Origin of the sequence: Nocardia sp. NPDC060220, assembly GCF_042727815.1 — a bacterium.
Lineage (GTDB): Bacteria > Actinomycetota > Actinomycetes > Mycobacteriales > Mycobacteriaceae > Nocardia.
The window spans coordinates 1-1,933 of the sequence record NZ_JBHWZY010001103.1 but is presented as its reverse complement, the minus strand read 5'-3'; the positions used below and the strand labels follow the sequence as shown (position 1 = coordinate 1,933).

Below are 1,933 nucleotides of genomic sequence, written 5' to 3'. Positions count from 1 at the left end.
AGGGTGATCGCACGGGCCAGCGCCGAACGCTGCCCTGCCTTGACCTCCTCGGCGAGCGCGTCGACATCGATCGTCCGGCGAACGCCCACGGCGGTGCGCCCCTCGTTGCGTGGCGAGCCGACGCCCGCGGTGGTCCCGAGCCGAGGGTGCGCGTCGGCACCCCCGGCCACCTGTGCGCCGTCGCTCATTCGGCTGTGCCGCCACCGATCTCGTGCCCGAGTGCCGCGCCCAGTTTCTTCAGCAGGTCGATGGCCGCGTCGGCGATGACGGTGCCGGGCGGGAAGATCGCGGCCGCACCGGCCTCGTAGAGCTCGTCGAAGTCGCCGGGCGGGATCACCCCGCCCACGATGACCATGATGTCGGGCCGACCCACATCGGCAAGCGCCTGCCGCAGCGCGGGCACCAGCGTGAGATGACCGGCGGCCAGCGAGGACACACCGACAATGTGCACGTCGTTGTCGGCAGCCTGGCGAGCCACCTCTTCGGGCGTCTGGAACAGCGGGCCCACGTCGACGTCCATGCCGAGGTCGGCGAACGCGGTCGCGATCACCTTCTGGCCGCGATCGTGTCCGTCCTGGCCCATCTTGGCGACCAGAATGCGCGGACGGCGTCCCTCGGCCTCGCCGAATTCCTCGACCAGCGCGATGGCGGCGCCGATGTTGGATGCCTTGCCTGCTTCGTCACGGTACACACCGGACAGGGTACGGATTTCGGCCTGATGACGGCCGTACACCTTCTCCAGCGCGTCGGAGATCTCACCGACCGTGGCCTTGGCGCGCGCGGCGTCGATGGCGAGCGCGAGGAGATTGTTCTCCATACCGCCTTCGGAAGACGCTGCCGCACGGGTCAATTCGGACAGCGCATGCTCCACCGCGACCGAATCACGGTCGGCGCGAAGCCGTTCCAGCTTCTCGATCTGCTCGGCCCGCACCCGCGAGTTCTCGACCTTGAGGACTTCGACGGCGTGGTCCTCTTCGACCTGGTACTTGTTGACGCCGATCACCGGCTGCTGGCCGGTGTCGATGCGCGCCTGGGTCCGCGCGGCGGCCTCTTCGATGCGCAGCTTCGGAATACCCTCCGAAATCGCCTGTGCCATACCGCCGTGCGCCTCGACCTCGGCGATGTGGGCGCGCGCCCGCTCGGCGAGCTGGTGGGTGAGCCACTCGACGTAGTACGAGCCGCCCCACGGGTCGATCGGGCGGGTGGTGTTGGACTCCTGCTGGATGAGCAGCTGGGTGTTGCGGGCGATGCGGGCGGAGAAGTCCGTCGGCAGGGCCAGGGCCTCGTCGAGCGCGTTGGTGTGCAGCGACTGGGTGTGCCCCTGGGTCGCGGCCATCGCCTCGATGCAGGTGCGCGCCACGTTGTTGTAGGCGTCCTGCGCGGTCAGCGACCAGCCAGAGGTCTGCGAATGTGTTCGCAGCGACAGCGATTTCGCGCTCTTGGGTTCGAACTTCGACACCAGCTCGCTCCACAGCAGCCGCCCCGCGCGCAGCTTGGCGACCTCCATGAAGAAATTCATGCCGATGGCCCAGAAGAACGACAGACGCGGCGCGAACTTGTCGACATCCATGCCCGCGGCGATGCCGGCGCGGATGTACTCCACACCGTCGGCGAGGGTGTAGGCCAGCTCCAGATCGGCTGTCGCACCGGCCTCTTGGATGTGGTATCCGGAGATGGAGATCGAGTTGAACTTCGGCATCTTCGCGCTGGTGAAGGCGAAGATGTCGGAGATGATCCGCATCGAGGGCTTGGGCGGGTAGATGTAGGTGTTGCGGACCATGAACTCTTTCAGAATGTCGTTCTGAATGGTTCCGGCCAGCTGCTCGGGCGTCACGCCCTGCTCTTCGGCGGCGACGACGTAGAGCGCCAGGATCGGCAGCACCGCGCCGTTCATGGTCATCGACACCGACACCTGGTCCAGGGGGATCTGGTC

The 1,933-nt window shown here is 67.3% G+C and carries 1 protein-coding gene and 1 pseudogene; both read right to left on the bottom strand.

Annotation, left to right across the window (positions count from 1 at the left end; translation table 11 throughout):
- A pseudogene (locus tag ACFWF3_RS34120) lies at positions 1-188 on the bottom strand (methylmalonyl Co-A mutase-associated GTPase MeaB); the annotation flags it as partial.
- The coding region (gene scpA, locus ACFWF3_RS34115; RefSeq protein WP_379318139.1) for a methylmalonyl-CoA mutase at positions 185-1,933 on the bottom strand (1,749 nt) is incomplete at its 5' end. The gene scpA and the pseudogene ACFWF3_RS34120, both read right to left, overlap by 4 nt.